Source organism: Pandoraea sp. LA3 (assembly GCF_022696215.1).
Lineage (GTDB): Bacteria > Pseudomonadota > Gammaproteobacteria > Burkholderiales > Burkholderiaceae > Pandoraea > Pandoraea capi.
Genome location: NZ_PTPY01000024.1, coordinates 123,830 through 138,994 on the forward strand (window position 1 = coordinate 123,830; position 15,165 = coordinate 138,994).

Below are 15,165 nucleotides of genomic sequence, written 5' to 3' on the forward strand. Positions count from 1 at the left end.
AACGCCGCGAATCCCGCATCGCCGCCATTGGCCGCACCCAGCGCAAATTGCCACCGAGTCGCCGTGTCGGCGAGATTCGTCCGATTGCTCCGACTTATGCGCCCAGATAGGCGCGCTTGATGTCGTCGTTCGCCAGCAGGTTGTCGGCCGAATCGGCGAGCACGACGCGACCGGTTTCGAGCACGTAACCGCGATCGGCCACATGCAGTGCCTTGTTCGCGTTCTGCTCGACCAGGAACACCGTCACGCCTTCTTCGCGGATCGCGCGAATGATGTCGAAGATCTGCGCGATGACGAGCGGCGCGAGGCCGAGCGTCGGCTCGTCGAGCAACAGCAGACGCGGACGGCTCATCAGCGCGCGCCCGATCGCCAGCATCTGCTGCTCACCGCCCGACATCGTGCCCGCACGCTGCTTGCCGCGTTGCGCGAGTCGCGGGAACAACTTGAAGACGTGTTCCATGCCGGCATCGATTTCATCGTTGGACGCAAAAAAGCCGCCCATCTTCAGATTCTCGATGACGGTCAGGCTCGGAAACACACGACGCCCTTCCGGCGAAATCGCCATCCCCATGCGCATGATTTCGTGCGTGGGACGGGCGGTGATGTCGTTGCCCTCGAACATGACACGGCCGCTCGACGCGCGAGGCGTGCCGCACACCGTCATCATCAGCGTGGTCTTGCCCGCGCCGTTGCTCCCGATGAGCGTGACGATCTCGCCCTTGTTCACTTCGATCGACACGCCGGAGAGCGCCTCGACGGCCCCGTAGTGGGTGTGGATCTGTTCCAGCTTCAGCATTATTCCTCCCCGAGGTAGGCCTTGATGACGCGCGGGTCGTTGCGCACCTCGTCGGGCTTGCCGGTCATGATCGGCTTGCCGTGTTCCATCACGAGAATGCGGTCGGAGACCCCCATCACCAGGCTCATGTCGTGCTCGATGAGCAGCACCGAAATGCCGAACTCGTGACGCAGCTTGTCGACCAGTTGCTGCAATTCGACTTTTTCCTGCGGGTTCAGACCGGCGGCCGGTTCGTCGAGCATGAGCAGGCGAGGCTCGGTGATCATGCAACGCGCGATCTCCAGGCGGCGCTGATGTCCATACGACAGCGTGCCGGCCTCGCGGTTGGCAACCGGCGTGAGGCCGAGGCGGTCGAGCCACATCTTGGCGCGCTCCAGCGCACTTCGCTCGGCGCGACGGAACGCCCCCGTCGAGAACAGCCCTTGCAGGAAACCGCTGTGCACCGTCATGTGCTGTGCGACCAGCAGGTTTTCCACGACCGTCAACTGACGGAACAGACGGATGTTCTGGAACGTACGCACCAGCCCGCGGCGCGCGACCATGTGGCTCGGCAGGCCGGTGATGTTGTCGCCGTCGAGCACGATCGAGCCGCCAGTCGGACGGTAGAAGCCGCCAACGCAGTTGAACACGGTCGTCTTGCCGGCGCCGTTCGGACCGATGATCGCGAAGACTTCGTTCTTGCGGACGTCGAACTCGACGCCATCGACGGCGAGCAGACCGCCAAAGCGCATCTGCAGGCCGGAGAGTTTCAACAGTTCTGCACTCATTGCGGCAACTCCACATGCGGGCGGGTGGCGGGCAGCAGACCTTGCGGACGCCACATCATCATCAGCACCATCACCAGACCGAAGATCAGCATGCGGTACTCGGCGAAGTCACGCGCGACTTCCGGCAGGATGGTGAGCAGGATGGCGGCGAGAATCACGCCGATCTGCGAGCCCATGCCGCCGAGCACGACCACCGCGAGAATCAGCGCCGACTCGATGAAGGTGAACGACTCAGGCGTGACCAGCCCCTGACGTGCGGCGAAGAACGCGCCGGCCAGTCCTGCGAACGAAGCGCCCAGCGTGAACGCCGAGAGCTTGATGCGCGTGGGGTTCAGACCCAATGAGCGGCAGGCGATTTCGTCTTCGCGCAGCGCTTCCCAGGCACGGCCGATCGGCATGCGGATCAGGCGGCTCGTGACGAACAGCGTGAAGCCGACCAGGGCGAACGCGAGCAGGTACAGGAAGATCACCATGTGCGAGCCGCTGTATTCGAGCCCGAACAGTTCATGGAACGTCTTCACGCCTTCCACGCTCGACGAGCGCGCCATCTCGAGACCGAACACGCTGGGCTTCGGAATGCCCGACACGCCGTCCGGACCGCCGGTGAGGCTGGTCAGGTTGTTGAGCAGCAGGCGAATGATTTCGCCGAAGCCCAACGTCACGATGGCCAGGTAGTCACCGCGCAGGCGCAGCACCGGGAAGCCCAGCAGGAAGCCGAAGGTTGCCGACATCAGCGCTGCGAGCGGCAGGCATTCCCAGAAGGTCAGACCGAAGTACTGGTTGAGCAGCGCGTACGTGTAACCGCCCACCGCGTAGAAGCCGACGTAGCCCAGATCGAGCAGGCCGGCAAAGCCCACGACGATGTTCAGGCCGAGGCCGAGCACGCAGTAGATGAGGGCGAGCGTCGCCACGTCCACCGCGCCGCGTGAGCCGACGAACGGCCACACGAGCCCGACGGCGAGCAGCACCCACATCGCGGTCAGTTGCTGGCGGCGTCCCATCGCGGGCACGGCCGGCAGCTTCACGGCACGCTTCGTGCGCACCAGAAACGGCTTGATCAACTGGAACACGAACACCACGGCCGTCGCGATCCAGACCGGACGCCAGTGTTGTTCGAGCACGACCTTGTAACCGTCGAGCTTCAGTTGCAGGCCCAGGATAGGGGCCGTGAGGATGATCGTCATGACTGCGGCGATGACCGCACCCTTGAGCGTCTCTCCTGCCGGTGCGCCGTTGGCGGCGCCGGACTTGAGGGTGAGTTGTTGTGTCATGGTCGACCTCAGACTTTCTCGACGTCGGGTTTGCCCAGCAGGCCGGTCGGGCGGAACAGCAGCACCAGCACCAGCAGGCAGAACGCCACGATGTCCTTGTACTCGGAGGGCATGTAGCCCGAGGCGAGCGTCTCCGCCAGCCCCAGCAGTACGCCGCCCAGCATGGCGCCGGGAACGCTGCCGATACCGCCCAGCACCGCCGCCGTGAAGGCCTTGATGCCGGCGATGAAGCCGATATACGGATTGAGCTTGCCGATGGTCAGGCCGATCAGCACGCCGCCCACGGCCGCGAGCATGGCGCCGAGCACGAACGTGAACGAGATCACGCGATTCGTATCGATGCCGAGCAGGTTGGCCATGCGCATGTCCTCGGCGCAGGCACGGCAGGCGCGGCCCATGCGCGAGTTCGCGATGAACAGCGTGAGCAGAATCATCAGTGCCACCGTCACCCCGACGATCAACATGCGGGCGTAGGGAATGGTCACGGTGAAGTCGCCCATCGGAATATCGATGGCGCCCGAGATCAGCATCGGCACGGAAACGTCACGCGCGCCCTGACCGATCTGCACGTAGTTCTGCAGGAAGATGGACATACCGATCGCGGAGATCAGCGGTCCGAGACGAGGTCCGCCGCGTAGCGGGCGATACGCCACCCGCTCGATCGCGAAGCCGTACAGGCCCGTGATCAGCACCGAAACCAGCAGCGCTGCGCCCAGCACGAGCGGCAAGGGGTAGCCCGCCGCCGTTCCGATTGCAGTCAGTGTGACAAGCCCGACATAGGCGCCGATCATGTAGATCTCGCCGTGGGCAAAGTTGATCATACCGATGATGCCGTAGACCATTGTGTAGCCGATGGCAATCAACGCGTAGATCGCGCCCAGCGTCAGGCCATTGACCAGTTGCTGGGCAAGCTGTGGGAAAAATTCGTTCATGCGGGAAGCCTCGCGACTAGCGGGGGCCGAGCGCGAATGCGAGCCGCCCGCCGGGGTCGGCGGGCGGCTGGGGGTGATTCGCTGGCCAGTAAAGCGTCAGGGAATCAGTTGGCGGCGGTCTTGGTAGCGTCCTTGTGCCAGGTGAAGACCACGAACTTGAACGACTTCAGATCGCCAGCTGCGTCATACGCAACCTTGCCGATCGGCGTGTCGAACGTGTTGGCGTGGAGGTACTTGGCAACCTTTTCCGAGTCCGTGCTCTTGGCGCCGGCGATGCTGTCGGCGATCAGCTTCACGCCGGTGTATGCCGGCATCTGGAACGGGCCGTTCGGGTCACGCTTGGCATCGGCGAAAGCCTTCACCAGCTTGGCGTTGGCCGGATCGGCAGCGAAGTCGGCCGGCAGCGTCACGAGCATGCCTTCCGAGGCCGCACCGGCGATGGCCGTCACGTCCTTGTTGCCCACGCCTTCCGGTCCCATGAAGGTGGCCTTCACGCCTTGTTCACGTGCCTGACGCAGCAGCAGACCCATTTCCGGGTGATAGCCGCCGAAGTACACGAAGTCCACGCCTTGTGCCTTGAGCTTCGTGATCACAGCCGAGTAGTCCGAGTCACCGGCATTGATGCCTTCGAACAGCACGACCGGCACCTTGGCGGCGTCCAGATCCTTCTTCACCGAGGTGGCGATACCCTGACCGTACGACTGCTTGTCGTGCAGCACGGCAACCTTCTTCGGCTTGACCTTGCTGATGATGTACTGAGCGGCTGCCGGACCTTGCTGGTCGTCGCGGCCGATCGTACGGAAGATGAAGTGGCGCTTCTTGCCTTCGGTCAGTTGCGGGGCCGTGGCCGACGGCGTAATCATCACCACGCCTTCGTTTTCGTAGATGTCCGATGCCGGGATGGTCGAGCCCGAGCACACGTGACCGATCACATACTTGATCTTCTGGCTGACGATCTTGTTGGCGACGGCGACGGCCTGCTTCGGTTCGCATGCGTCATCCATGAACACAGCTTCGAGCTTGTTGCCGTTCGCACCGCCAGCGGCGTTGATCTGTTCGATGGCCGTCATGGCACCGGCCTTGACCATATCGCCGTACTGGGCAACCGAACCGCTGAACGGGCCGGCGATGGCGATCTTGACGGTCTCGGCGTTGGCGGCCGTTCCGAGGAGGGCGAGAGCAGCGGCAACGAACAGGGATTTGTGACGGAACTGCATTGTGGACATCTCCTTGATTTGTATTTTTTGACTACCCGGCGTTGCGGTAGTCTTAATCGACTGCTGAACCTGGTCGGTATTGGATCATTCTGGCCATGGGTGGCGCGAACGATGCGCCATAGTAGCGTAATAAGCGCATCAATAGAAACAGGTATCCTGAGTCATCCCGAAACCCTTATGGATAAAGGCTTTCAAAAGGGTCATAAGAAAAAAATAAGAGTCGTCACAGCAATACTCCGTAGTACTACGCAGATTGAAAGTGCGGTCCGTGTGAAGGCAATCGACAAATCGGGGCCACGTTGAATGACGACAATGGATTACGCATCAGGACATTTTGGATACAATCTGCGCCGCATTGAAATCCAATGTCTGAATGTTTGCATCCATGCGCCGATATCCACGCAGATATATTGCGTAAGAGACCACTTCCCTACATCGACAGGGCATGACGCTGGTTGCGCGCCTGGCGCATGAGCGCGAGAAACGCGGCGAGGATTGGCGAATCGTCGTCGCGCCGGTACATGCAGTTCAGTTCGATCGAGCGTAGCCGTTGTGACTTCAACGGGCGATACACCACGCCGGGCAAACGCAGGTTGGCCGCGGATTCCGTGGTGACGCACACGCCGAAACGACTCGCCACGAGCGCAATCGACGTCACCACATCCTCCACTTCCTGCTCTACGCGCAGCGTCACGCCCTCCGCACGAAAGGCCGCCGTGACCTCCTCCGCGAGGCCGGGCACCGGCGCGTTCGGGTACAGAATCATCCGTTCGTTATCGAGATCGGCGAGCGTGAGCGACGCCCGTTTGCATAGCGGATGTCCCTCGTAAAGCGCGACCAGAAACGGTTCGCGATGAATCCAGTCGACGACGATATCCGGCTCGTCGGGAATCAGGCGATTGAAGCCGATGGCGATACGCCGTTCGCGCAACGCGGCGATCTGCTCGGTCTTGGAGAGGTTATGCAGGCCGATCTTCACTTCGGGGCGCTCGGTGTGAAAGCTCGCCAGCAGTCGCGGAATCACGTTGAGAATGCCTGAACTGAAGATGCCGACGTCGAGCCGTCCGATGTAACCCTCGCCCGCCAGACGCGTCTGCTCCTCCGCCCGGCGCGTGAGCGACAGGATGTTGGGCACTTCGGCGAGCAGCGTCTGCCCGGCGGCGGTCAGCGTGGCTCCCTTGGGCGTGCGCATGAACAGGGCCGTGCCCAACTGCGCTTCGAGCGCGTGAATGTGACGGGTGAGCGGCGGCTGCGCCATGTTCAGCCGCTCGGCCGCGCGGCCGAAATGGCCTTCCTGCGCCACGGCCAGGAAGTACCGCATTTGCCTGATGTCCATGAGATGTCCTCCATCTTGATACCGAAATGGTATCGGATTCTCGGAAATCGGTATTGGACGGTATCTCGTCGCGCGCGCATCATGGCCACACGGAGACCCTTGTTCAGGTCTCGTTTGGGCATTTTCAGGGGACACCAACATGCCGATCGTACATATCAATCTGGTGGAAGGTCGTGACGACGCCGCCGTGAAGGCCTGTGTGAAGGCCGTGGCACGCACGGTGCACGAGACCCTCGGCGCGCCGCTCGAATCGATTCGCGTCTATGCGACGCAGGTGCCGGCCGCGCACTGGGCCGTGGGTGAGCGCACCAAGGACGAGCCGGCCGCGCCGGCCAAGGCAGGCGCGTGATGAGCGCCGCAACGTCCAACGCGCCGCGTGATCCCGCCACGCAGGCACGTCTTCAGCAGGCGGCCGACGCGCTGCTCGAAGCCGAGCGCTCGCACCGCTTCATCGCCCCGCTGCGCGACACGTTCGCGCCCTTGAGCATCGACGACGCCTACGCGATCCAGCGCATCAACACCGAGCGCCGGCTGGCCGCAGGCCGCCGCATCGTCGGCTGCAAGATCGGCCTGACGTCGGTCGCCGTGCAGAAGCAGCTCGGCGTCGACCAGCCGGATTTCGGCATGTTGTTCGACGACATGGGCTATGGCGACGGAGAACCGATTCCCGCCTCGATCCTCACGCAACCGAAAATCGAAGCCGAGATCGCCTTCGTCATCGGCCGTGATCTGAATGTCGAGAACCCGGGCCAGCTCGATGTCCTCAACGCCATCGAGTACGCCCTGCCGGCGCTGGAAATCGTCGGTAGCCGTGTTGCCGACTGGAATATCCGCATTACCGACACGATTGCCGATAACGCATCGTCGTCGGCTTACGTGATCGGCAACACGCCGAAAAAGCTGTCCGAATTCGACGTCCGCATGTGCGGCATGGTAATGGAGCGCCGAGGCGAGCCGGTGTCCGTGGGGGCGGGCGCGGCTTGCCTCGGCAGCCCGATCAACGCCGTGGTGTGGCTTGCACGCACGATGGCGGCCGTGGGCACGCCGCTGCGGGCGGGCGATCTGGTGCTGTCCGGCGCGCTCGGCCCCATGGCCGTGGTCACGCCGGGCGACATCTTCGAGACCCGCATCAATGGCCTGGGCTCGGTCCGCGCCGTCTTTGAACCTGCCAGCGAGGCTGCACGATGAGCCACATCCACGATTACGCCAAGCTGCTCGACGATGCAGCGCATTTCGCCTACGAAGTCGAACAGTTCGACACTGACAACCGCCTCTCGCTCGACGACGCCTACGCTATTCAGGCCGCTTCGCTGGCCCGCCGTGCCGAGCGCGGCGAGACGCGCGTCGGCGTGAAGATGGGCTTCACCAGCCGCGCCAAGATGATCCAGATGGGACTCTCGGACGTGATCTGGGGGCGTCTGACATCGGGCATGCAAGTCGAAGAGGGCACGGCCATCGACTTCAAGCGCTATGTGCATCCGCGTGTCGAGCCGGAAATCGCGTTCATCCTGAAGAAGCCGCTCGAAGGCAACGTCACGGGGCCGCAGGCGCTCGCGGCAGTGGAAGCGATTGCGCCGGCCATCGAGATCATCGATTCGCGCTACAAGGACTTCAAGTTCACGTTGCCGGAGGTGATTGCGGATAACGCGTCGTCGAGCGGTTTCGTGATCGGTGCGTGGCACGACCCGCATGTCGACTTCTCGAATCTGGGACTGGCGATGACGATCGACGGCCGTACCGTGCAAGTCGGCTCCACCGCTGCGCTGCTCGGTCATCCGCTGCGTTCGCTGGTGGCCGCGGCACGGTTGTCGGCGGCGGCCGGTGAGCCGTTGCAGGCGGGCTGGATCGTGATGGCGGGCGGTGCGACGCCGGCCGAGTACATCAAGCCGGGCCAGTACGTGTCGGTCGAGATGGAGTCGCTCGGGCGCGTGGGTTTCCACGTCTGATCGCGCGATCGGGGAGCGGCGTTCGCTACCCCGGCAAGACAAAACGGGGTGTGCCGGTCATCGCGACGCGGCACACCCCGTTTTCATTGGATGGTGCAGACGATGACGAAACCGTGAGGTCCCGCGTCGCCGCGCACCAACGTCAGCGTTTCACGCGGGCCATCACGCGAAGGTCGCTCTCGATCATACGAACGTCGGTGAATTCGAGGGCGAGCTTGTCGTCGAGCGACGTGAGCGCCGGCAGATTGAACATGCCCTGTGCATCGCCGACGATGCACGGTGCGATGTACGTAAGCAGTTCGTCCACACAGCCTTCGCGCAGCATCGAGCCATTGAGTTTGTAGCCGGCTTCGACGTGAATCTCGTTGAACTGACGTTCCCCCAGCGTGCGCAACAGCGCGGACAATTCGACCTTGCCGTTCGCGTTCGGCAGATCGAGCACGCTCACGCCAAGATCGCGCAGACGCGACACGCGATCCGGATCGCCGTTCGCGCAGACCACGAGCGCGTTGCCGTCGGCGAGCACCTTGGCCGTCGGGGAGATGTCCAGACGCGAGTCGACGACGATGCGCAGCGGCTGACGCGTGGTTTCCACTTCGCGCACCGTGAGCGACGGGTCGTCTTCGCGCACGGTGCCGATGCCGGTGAGGATGGCGCAGGCGCGTGCGCGCCATGCATGGCCATCGGCGCGCGCGGCCGGACCGGTCAGCCACTGGCTCACGCCGTTGTTCAGCGCGGTCTTGCCATCGAGACTGGCGGCGACCTTCATGCGCACCCACGGCGTGCCGCGCGTCATGCGGGCAATGAAGCCGATGTTCATCTCGCGCGCCTCCTGCTCCAGCAAGCCGCAGCGCACTTCGATACCGGCTTCGCGCAGCATGCCGAGGCCGCGTCCGGCGACGAGCGGATTCGGATCTTCCATCGCAGCGATCACGCGTTTCACGCCCGCTTCGATGAGGCCTTTGGCGCACGGCGGCGTGCGGCCATAGTGACTGCACGGTTCGAGCGTGACGTAGGCGGTCGCGCCGCGCACCGATTCACCGCGCGAGCGTGCGTCTTTCATGGCCTGCACTTCGGCGTGGTCCTGTCCGGCGGGCTGCGTGAACCCTTCGCCGATGACGCGGCCGTCCTGCACGATCACACAGCCGACGCGCGGGTTCGGCGTCGTAGTAAACATCGCGCGCTCGGCCAGTGCCAGCGCGCGGCGCATGTAAGCAAAATCCTGATCGGAAAACATGAGACGTCGGATCGTCAGAGCATCAGCGGCCGGTCGGTCAAGGCATTGTCCGGTGCTGCGCCGGCTCGCGCCGGCAGGGATTCGCGCGCAATGCCGCGCAGGGTGTTCAGCGCGTCGAGCACGCTCTGGACATAACGTTCGTCACGGAAACCGGCGCTCATCTGCGCGACCACGGCGTCCCACCGGTGACTGCTCACCAGTGCATTGACGCCCTTGTCGGCAACCAGCTCGATGTCGTGATCGGCGATGTTGATGTACAGCAGTATGCCTGTGCGCGCGTCGGTGTGTGCAACCCCCAACTGATGGAACAGCGCAACGGCGCGTTGACGGCAGGTTTGCCCGTGCCAAACGGCCGCGAGCGGCATCGCGGCTTCGATCACCAGACGGATCTCGCAGCGGTGTTCACGCTCGGAGTCGCGGATCGACGCTTCGAGCGTATCGAGGGCGTCGTCGGGAAACAGCCAGCGGGCGTGCGCGCGCCACGTTCCGGCGTGACGCAGCCAGCGCGAGACATCGTGAGGCTTCTGTGACATCGCGATTTCCTTCTCGTGTGCTGTCGTCATTACCGTCACCAGTTCCCCGAGGAGCCGCCGCCGTCGAAACCGCCTCCGCCTCCGCCGCCAAAACCACCCCCACCGCCGCCACCACCGAAGCCGCCGCCGTCGTTACGTCCCCAGCCACCGCCGAGTCCGCCGCCGAGCCCGCCCGCAATACCGCCGCCGAAACCACCGGGACCGATGCGCCCGCGTTGGCCGGTCAGCACGCGCGAGCGCGGATCGTTGGGATTGGCGCCGGGCAGTCCGGGGCCCTGAAAGCGTCGGCGGCCCTCCATGATCACCACCATGGCGATGATGAAGACGATGAAAAGCAGCGGCAGGAAATCGGAAAGATCGGAATGCGGCGCGCGTGTCGACGGCAGGTTGGGCGCGGGCAGCGCCTCGTTGTTCATCGCCGCCTGCACGGCGGCCACGCCGGCGGCCAGTCCGCCGAAGAAGTCGCCGCTACGGAAGTAGGGCGCCATCACGTCGCGCAGAATGCGGCCCGAGATCGCGTCGGTGAGCGAACCTTGCACGCCGCGTCCGACTTCGATACGCATCTTGCGCAAGTCGTTCGGATTGTCCTTCGCGATGAGCATGATCACGCCGTCATCGACGCCCTTGCGACCGGCCTTCCACGCATCGGCCACCCGAATGCTGTACTGATCGATGGTCTCGGGCGCGGTGCTCGGCAGCATCAGAATGAAGATCTGGCTGCCGCGCTGCTGCTCGTACTGCGCGAGCTGGGTTTCGAGCGCGTTGCGCTGCTCGGGCGTGAGCGTGTTGGTCAGGTCGGTCACGCGGGCCGTGAGGGCGGGCACCGCGACCAGCGCTTCGGCGCTGGCCGGCAGCGCCAGCCAGCACAGGGCGGCCAGCGTCAGCGCCCACAACGTCCACAACAAACGCTTCGGCAGAGTCGTAGCCGCCATCATGGCCGGATCCTCAGAACTTGACTGCCGGCGCCGTGGAAATGGCCTTCTCGTTATCCACGGTGAAGTTCGGCTTGGTGGCGTAACCGAACACCTTGGCGGTCAGGTTGTTCGGGAACTGACGCACGTACACGTTGTAGTCCTGCACCGACTGAATGTAGCGATTTCGCGCCACCGTGATGCGGTTTTCCGTGCCTTCGAGCTGCGATTGCAGGTCGCGGAAAAGACCGTCGGCCTTCAGGTTCGGGTAGTTCTCCGAGACGGCCATCAGACGCGAGAGTGCACCGGACAATTCCCCTTGCGCTTGCTGAAAGCGCTTGAAGGCTTCCGGATCGTTCAGCGTCTCGGGCGTGACCGTGATGCTCGTCGCCTTGGCGCGGGCATTGATCACCTCGGTGAGCGTTGCCTGCTCGTGCGACGCATAGCCCTTCACGGTATTGACCAGATTCGGCACCAGATCGGCGCGGCGCTGGTACTGGTTGACGACCTCGCTCCAGGACGCCTTGACCGCTTCGTCCTTGACCTGAATCTCGTTGTATCCGCAAGCGGAGAGCAACGACGCGAGCAGCCCCAGCGTGAGCCAGCGCAGGAACGATTGACGGAGCTTGATCGGCAGCAGCATTTGCATGATGTTTCCCCTTGTTATGGCCGGACGGACATCCGGCGGACTACGCAATACGTGGAAAGCGCCACAGTGCAAATGGTAGTGAGCGCCTCACGGCACTCACACGAGCGTCCCAAACGCGTCGCGCGCGGCGTCGATGGTCGCATCGATGATCGCGTCGTCGTGCGTGGCGGAGACGAAGCCGGCTTCGAACGCGCTCGGTGCGAGGTAGACACCGCGATCGAGCATGGCGTGGAAAAACTTGTTGAAGCGCGCCACGTCCGACGTCGTGACTTCGGCGAAGCTCTGCGGCACGCTGGCGCGGAAGTACAGACCGAACATGCCGCCGACGCTGTCGCCCGAGAACGGCACACCGGCCGCTTGTGCGGCATCGACGAGCCCGCTCACCAGTTTCGACGTGCGCTTGGCCAGGTCTTCATAGAAGCCCGGCGCCTGAATCAGCTTGAGCGTGGCAAGACCGGCGGCCACGGCGAGCGGGTTGCCCGAGAGCGTGCCCGCCTGATAGACGCCACCTAGCGGCGCCAGATGCGACATGATGTCGCGGCGTCCGCCGAAGGCCGCCGCAGGCATGCCGCCGCCGATGACCTTGCCCAGGCACGTGAGGTCGGCGGTGATGCCGTAAAGCGCCTGCGCGCCGCCCAGACCGACGCGGAAGCCGCACATCACTTCGTCGAAAATCAGCACGGCGCCATGCGCGGTGCACAGTTCGCGCAGCGTCTGGAGGAAATGACGCGAGCCGCGCACGAGGTTCATGTTGCCCGCGACCGGCTCGACGATCACGGCCGCAATTTCGCTGCCCTGACCGGCGAACAGTTCACGAAGCTGGTCGACGTTGTTGTACTCGAGCACGAGCGTGTCGCGCGTGACTTCCGGCGGCACACCGGCGGACGAGGGGGCGTTGCGCGTCGAATCCGCGAACGTCAGCAGGCCGGAACCGGCTTTGACCAGCAGGCTGTCGGCGTGCCCGTGATAGCAGCCTTCGAACTTGACGATCTTGTTGCGGCCCGTGAAGCCGCGTGCCAGACGCAGCGCGCTCATCGTCGCTTCGGTGCCCGAGGACACCAGACGCACTTGCTCGATGGACGGCACGAGGCGGCAGATTTCTTCGGCCATCACCACTTCGGCCTGCGTCGGCGCACCGAAGCTGAAGCCTTGCGACATGGCGGTCTGGACGGCGGCAACGACCTCCGGATGCAGGTGACCGACGATCATCGGGCCCCAGGAGCCGATGTAGTCGATGTAGCGCACGCCTTCGGCATCCCACATGTAGGGGCCTTGTGCGCGGGCGATGAAGCGCGGCGTGCCGCCGACCGAGCGGAAGGCGCGCACGGGCGAGTTCACGCCACCGGGGATGGTTTGCTGAGCGCGCTCGAACAGCGCGGCATTCGTAGTGTTTTCGGACATGAGTTCTGCTTTGCGGCGCGAGGGCCTATTCACCTTAATGCGTCGATTCTAGCGGATGGCGCCCCGGTCCGGGACTTCTCCCCGCGCGGGGCTTCTGTTAGATTGAAGGCACCTTTACTCAACGCCCAAGGAAATTCAAGGCCCGTCGACATGTCCACCGTCAACTCGCAACGTCCTTCGATCACTGTCTCGTCTCTCGACCTCGATCGTCTTTATTCGGTCATCGAGAATGCGCCGCGCACGGCATTGCCGTATGTGGAGGCACTCGAAACAGAGCTCGCCCGTGCGAGCGTCGTCGAACCGGAGCAAATGCCGGCCGACGTCGCCACGATGAATTCGGTGGTGCGCTATCGTGATCTCGCCACGCAGCAGGAGCATCGCGTAACGCTCGTGTATCCGCAGCATCTCGCGGCCACGGAAAACGGTATTTCGGTGCTGGCGCCGGTTGGCAGCGCGCTGCTGGGGCTGCGTATCGGCCAGTCGATTCACTGGCAAGTGCCGGGCGGTCACCTGATCGAGCTGGAACTGCTCGGCCTCGATTACCAGCCGGAAGCCGCTGGCGAATACCACCGCTGATTCACATCTCCGAAGCACCATTGGGAGATTCGGATCTCCCGAGTCTCCCAAGCATCTCTCTCGCTGTCGCGTCTTTCCCGCAGTCCCGCAAGTTCCTCAAGCCTTTCCAGCTTCTTCAGTTCCCGCAGTCCCGCCGTACTTGCGTCTCGAATGTCGTGTTCAGCGACGCAGCCAGCCGCGTGCGATCGGCCATGCCATCAGTCGACGGTAGACGCTTTCGAGAATGGCCGAGACGATGCGGCTCGTCTCGCGCGCACTCGCCGTGCGCATGATGAGGGCGACGACGATCGATACGGCCAGCGCACCGAACATATCGACCGGCCAATGCACGCCGAGATAGACGCGCGCCCAGCACACCGGCAGCGCACAAATCAGAAGGAGCTTGCCAAGCAGACGCGGCGTGCGTGCGACCGCGCCCATCAGCACGAAGGCCGACGTGAACATGATCGCGCCGTGATTGCTCGGGAATGCACTCGTCGGCGCATGCGGCAGCAGGTTCGTACCGAGGCCGACGACGAACGGACGCGGCTCGAACCACGCAAGACCGATCACACCATTGACGAGCAGTACGAGGCCCACGCCCAGCAGCCCATGCACCGCGCCTTCGCGATCCCGTCCGCCGGCCAGCCACAGCGTGGCGAGCCCGATCGGCAGCAGCAGGATCAGATACTTGGCGAGGAAGACGGCGAGCGCCAGTTCGCCTTCGCTGACGTTGGGGGAGGCGTTGATGGCCAGGAAGAGGGCGCGGTTGAGCGAATCCATGAAGTCCGGGGGGATCGAGTGCGTGCCGGGCGTTCGGGCGGCTGCCGGGGGGACGAATGACCGTCGCCGCAGCGGGCCGTCGGCCGCTGGCGGGCGGTTTGTGACGATTGGATGACAGATTCTGGCCGAGCCGCCGTCCGGAGGAAAGGGCTTTTGTCATCATTTTGTAACACGTTGAATTGTCACTTTTCTTTCGACGCACTCGGGGGTAAAATCGCGCCGTCATAGCTCTCAGGAGGTCCTTCCGTGGACAGTAGTTCTAGTGGTAGTTGCCGGTCGACCGAAGTCGACACCACCACCGCGAGTTAGTCCCCGGGATCTTCCCAGCCGCTAACTCGCATTGTCGGGTTGGCGCGCACCTCGGATGTTCCTTTCGATGGTCTGCCCCCTTTAGCCGCAGCGTTTGTGCGACGAGGGGTTTCGTTGGGCCGTATCGATAGCGTCCGTCTTTCGTAGCACGCTCCCTTATTGGTTTTACGTCTGCCGCTCGGGCTGTCCCGTCGTGCGCGTGCGTTCGTGTGTTTCCCTGAACCGGGGACAGACGCGAACGATACGCCTGTGACGGACCGCTGCCGTGTGGCCGGGAGATTCATCGTGTTCCGTTACTCCATGACCCTTCGCTCGGGCAATCCGCAAGCGCTCATGCTGCCGTCCCAGTGCCTGCATCACTATCACGTCGATCCGCACCCGGACGCCGTCGAGGCCCATGACACAACCGCGCGCACCGGGGCGTTCACACGTGCCGGGCAGTGGCTGCGGTCGTTCGTTCGCCGCGGCGGGCAAGCCAGACGCGACTGAGTTCGCGCTTCGTCGTTTTTCACGGGGCGCCGC

At 63.9% G+C, this 15,165-nt stretch carries 17 protein-coding genes; 5 read left to right on the forward strand and 12 right to left on the reverse strand.

The window, feature by feature from the left end; genetic code table 11:
* Nucleotides 1–94: 94 nt before the first annotated feature.
* The 6 genes from C5N93_RS06020 to C5N93_RS06045 all read right to left on the reverse strand — a co-directional run bounded on the left by C5N93_RS06020 (nt 95) and on the right by C5N93_RS06045 (nt 6,319).
* The gene (locus tag C5N93_RS06020; protein ID WP_069340623.1) at nt 95–796 is read right to left on the reverse strand and encodes an ABC transporter ATP-binding protein; all 702 of its coding nucleotides are present in this window, start codon (nt 794–796) and stop codon (nt 95–97) included.
* Nucleotides 796–1,563, reverse strand: coding sequence for a high-affinity branched-chain amino acid ABC transporter ATP-binding protein LivG (gene livG / locus C5N93_RS06025; RefSeq protein ID WP_069340624.1), 768 nt, complete (start codon nt 1,561–1,563; stop codon nt 796–798). The genes C5N93_RS06020 and livG overlap by 1 nt, the downstream gene beginning before the upstream one ends.
* On the reverse strand, nt 1,560–2,834 hold the full coding sequence (locus C5N93_RS06030) for a high-affinity branched-chain amino acid ABC transporter permease LivM (RefSeq protein ID WP_242558622.1): 1,275 nt from the start codon (nt 2,832–2,834) through the stop codon (nt 1,560–1,562). Before C5N93_RS06030 ends, livG begins: the two co-directional genes overlap by 4 nt.
* Nucleotides 2,835–2,842: 8 nt before the next feature.
* A complete protein-coding gene (livH, locus tag C5N93_RS06035; RefSeq protein WP_042114893.1) occupies nt 2,843–3,766 on the reverse strand; it encodes a high-affinity branched-chain amino acid ABC transporter permease LivH in 924 nt (307 codons plus the stop codon).
* Between the two features lie 104 nt (nt 3,767–3,870).
* A complete protein-coding gene (locus tag C5N93_RS06040) occupies nt 3,871–4,983 on the reverse strand; it encodes a branched-chain amino acid ABC transporter substrate-binding protein (protein ID WP_242558623.1) in 1,113 nt (370 codons plus the stop codon).
* A gap of 430 nt (nt 4,984–5,413) precedes the next feature.
* On the reverse strand, nt 5,414–6,319 hold the full coding sequence (locus C5N93_RS06045) for a LysR substrate-binding domain-containing protein (protein ID WP_242558624.1): 906 nt from the start codon (nt 6,317–6,319) through the stop codon (nt 5,414–5,416).
* Nucleotides 6,320–6,458: 139 nt separating this feature from the next.
* On the opposite strand from C5N93_RS06045, the gene C5N93_RS06050 reads away from it, so the two are divergent.
* Genes C5N93_RS06050 through C5N93_RS06060 form a run of 3 tightly spaced genes read left to right on the forward strand, consistent with a single transcriptional unit; the run spans nt 6,459 to nt 8,265 of the window.
* Nucleotides 6,459–6,668 carry a tautomerase family protein gene (locus C5N93_RS06050; RefSeq protein ID WP_042114897.1) on the forward strand — a complete coding sequence of 70 codons (210 nt, stop codon included), beginning with the start codon at nt 6,459–6,461 and terminating at the stop codon, nt 6,666–6,668.
* Complete coding sequence (locus C5N93_RS06055) at nt 6,668–7,507, forward strand: fumarylacetoacetate hydrolase family protein (protein WP_150722618.1); 840 nt, start codon at nt 6,668–6,670, stop codon at nt 7,505–7,507. The genes C5N93_RS06050 and C5N93_RS06055 overlap by 1 nt, the downstream gene beginning before the upstream one ends.
* Complete coding sequence (locus C5N93_RS06060) at nt 7,504–8,265, forward strand: fumarylacetoacetate hydrolase family protein (RefSeq protein WP_242558625.1); 762 nt, start codon at nt 7,504–7,506, stop codon at nt 8,263–8,265. Before C5N93_RS06055 ends, C5N93_RS06060 begins: the two co-directional genes overlap by 4 nt.
* Before the next feature lie 142 nt (nt 8,266–8,407).
* Here C5N93_RS06060 and ribD read toward each other — a convergent pair whose 3' ends face one another.
* From ribD to hemL, 5 genes are all read right to left on the reverse strand, one after another.
* Complete coding sequence (gene ribD, locus C5N93_RS06065; protein WP_242558626.1) at nt 8,408–9,502, reverse strand: bifunctional diaminohydroxyphosphoribosylaminopyrimidine deaminase/5-amino-6-(5-phosphoribosylamino)uracil reductase RibD; 1,095 nt, start codon at nt 9,500–9,502, stop codon at nt 8,408–8,410.
* A 14-nt stretch (nt 9,503–9,516) separates the two neighbouring features.
* Nucleotides 9,517–10,065 carry a TPM domain-containing protein gene (locus C5N93_RS06070; RefSeq protein ID WP_242558627.1) on the reverse strand — a complete coding sequence of 183 codons (549 nt, stop codon included), beginning with the start codon at nt 10,063–10,065 and terminating at the stop codon, nt 9,517–9,519.
* Nucleotides 10,066–10,070: 5 nt separating this feature from the next.
* Entirely contained in the window at nt 10,071–10,967 is an 897-nt protein-coding gene (locus tag C5N93_RS06075; protein ID WP_242558628.1) for a TPM domain-containing protein, read from the reverse strand.
* A 13-nt stretch (nt 10,968–10,980) separates the two neighbouring features.
* Nucleotides 10,981–11,595 (reverse strand): LemA family protein, encoded by a 615-nt coding sequence (locus C5N93_RS06080; protein ID WP_150722613.1) that lies wholly within the window; start codon nt 11,593–11,595, stop codon nt 10,981–10,983.
* A gap of 96 nt (nt 11,596–11,691) precedes the next feature.
* Nucleotides 11,692–12,996 carry a glutamate-1-semialdehyde 2,1-aminomutase gene (gene hemL / locus C5N93_RS06085; RefSeq protein WP_150722612.1) on the reverse strand — a complete coding sequence of 435 codons (1,305 nt, stop codon included), beginning with the start codon at nt 12,994–12,996 and terminating at the stop codon, nt 11,692–11,694.
* A gap of 150 nt (nt 12,997–13,146) precedes the next feature.
* Here hemL and rnk point away from each other — a divergent pair, with 150 nt between their 5' ends.
* The gene (gene rnk, locus C5N93_RS06090; RefSeq protein ID WP_069340634.1) at nt 13,147–13,572 is read left to right on the forward strand and encodes a nucleoside diphosphate kinase regulator; all 426 of its coding nucleotides are present in this window, start codon (nt 13,147–13,149) and stop codon (nt 13,570–13,572) included.
* A 159-nt stretch (nt 13,573–13,731) separates the two neighbouring features.
* On the opposite strand, the gene C5N93_RS06095 is transcribed toward rnk, so the two are convergent.
* Nucleotides 13,732–14,334, reverse strand: coding sequence for a phosphatase PAP2 family protein (locus C5N93_RS06095; RefSeq protein WP_242558629.1), 603 nt, complete (start codon nt 14,332–14,334; stop codon nt 13,732–13,734).
* 594 nt (nt 14,335–14,928) lie between these two features.
* On the opposite strand from C5N93_RS06095, the gene C5N93_RS06100 reads away from it, so the two are divergent.
* Nucleotides 14,929–15,132 carry a hypothetical protein gene (locus tag C5N93_RS06100; protein WP_242558630.1) on the forward strand — a complete coding sequence of 68 codons (204 nt, stop codon included), beginning with the start codon at nt 14,929–14,931 and terminating at the stop codon, nt 15,130–15,132.
* Nucleotides 15,133–15,165 lie beyond the last annotated feature (33 nt).

Coding starts and splice junctions, on each gene's coding strand:
- C5N93_RS06020 (WP_069340623.1), bottom strand. CDS start 796: ATGCTGAAGCTGGAACAGATCCACACCCACTACGGGGCCGTCGAGGCG.
- livG (WP_069340624.1), bottom strand. CDS start 1,563: ATGAGTGCAGAACTGTTGAAACTCTCCGGCCTGCAGATGCGCTTTGGC.
- C5N93_RS06030 (WP_242558622.1), bottom strand. CDS start 2,834: ATGACACAACAACTCACCCTCAAGTCCGGCGCCGCCAACGGCGCACCG.
- livH (WP_042114893.1), bottom strand. CDS start 3,766: ATGAACGAATTTTTCCCACAGCTTGCCCAGCAACTGGTCAATGGCCTG.
- C5N93_RS06040 (WP_242558623.1), bottom strand. CDS start 4,983: ATGCAGTTCCGTCACAAATCCCTGTTCGTTGCCGCTGCTCTCGCCCTC.
- C5N93_RS06045 (WP_242558624.1), bottom strand. CDS start 6,319: ATGGACATCAGGCAAATGCGGTACTTCCTGGCCGTGGCGCAGGAAGGC.
- C5N93_RS06050 (WP_042114897.1), top strand. CDS start 6,459: ATGCCGATCGTACATATCAATCTGGTGGAAGGTCGTGACGACGCCGCC.
- C5N93_RS06055 (WP_150722618.1), top strand. CDS start 6,668: ATGAGCGCCGCAACGTCCAACGCGCCGCGTGATCCCGCCACGCAGGCA.
- C5N93_RS06060 (WP_242558625.1), top strand. CDS start 7,504: ATGAGCCACATCCACGATTACGCCAAGCTGCTCGACGATGCAGCGCAT.
- ribD (WP_242558626.1), bottom strand. CDS start 9,502: ATGTTTTCCGATCAGGATTTTGCTTACATGCGCCGCGCGCTGGCACTG.
- C5N93_RS06070 (WP_242558627.1), bottom strand. CDS start 10,065: ATGACGACAGCACACGAGAAGGAAATCGCGATGTCACAGAAGCCTCAC.
- C5N93_RS06075 (WP_242558628.1), bottom strand. CDS start 10,967: ATGGCGGCTACGACTCTGCCGAAGCGTTTGTTGTGGACGTTGTGGGCG.
- C5N93_RS06080 (WP_150722613.1), bottom strand. CDS start 11,595: ATGCAAATGCTGCTGCCGATCAAGCTCCGTCAATCGTTCCTGCGCTGG.
- hemL (WP_150722612.1), bottom strand. CDS start 12,996: ATGTCCGAAAACACTACGAATGCCGCGCTGTTCGAGCGCGCTCAGCAA.
- rnk (WP_069340634.1), top strand. CDS start 13,147: ATGTCCACCGTCAACTCGCAACGTCCTTCGATCACTGTCTCGTCTCTC.
- C5N93_RS06095 (WP_242558629.1), bottom strand. CDS start 14,334: ATGGATTCGCTCAACCGCGCCCTCTTCCTGGCCATCAACGCCTCCCCC.